This window comes from Bacillus sp. SIMBA_031 (genome assembly GCF_046535225.1).
GTDB lineage: Bacteria > Bacillota > Bacilli > Bacillales > Bacillaceae > Bacillus > Bacillus velezensis.
Genome location: NZ_JAWRXC010000331.1, coordinates 1 through 265, shown reverse-complemented (window position 1 = coordinate 265; position 265 = coordinate 1). Strand labels below are relative to the sequence as shown.

General features: G+C 36.2%; 1 protein-coding gene. It reads left to right on the top strand.

The window, feature by feature from the left end; translation table 11 throughout:
• On the top strand, window positions 1-265 hold a 265-nt coding region (locus SB724_RS20520), incomplete at both ends, for a hypothetical protein (RefSeq protein ID WP_410572748.1).

Below are 265 nucleotides of genomic sequence, written 5' to 3'. Positions count from 1 at the left end.
CCATTGATTAGGCAATATATCCATAAAGCAAAAAGCGAAAAACAGTATTTTAGGTTAGTGGAGGGATATCTTGACGGTATTCAGTATTCTGCCCAACCACGCGATAAATTAAGGTATGCGGATAGCGCAATATGGGCATCACGCTTAACAAAAAACGATAGTGTGATGAGTAGGGCATATTTGCATAAAGGAATAGTTTACTATTTTAATTTTAAGAAATATAAACTGGCCTTGGGTGAATACATGGTAGCCTATGAATATTCAG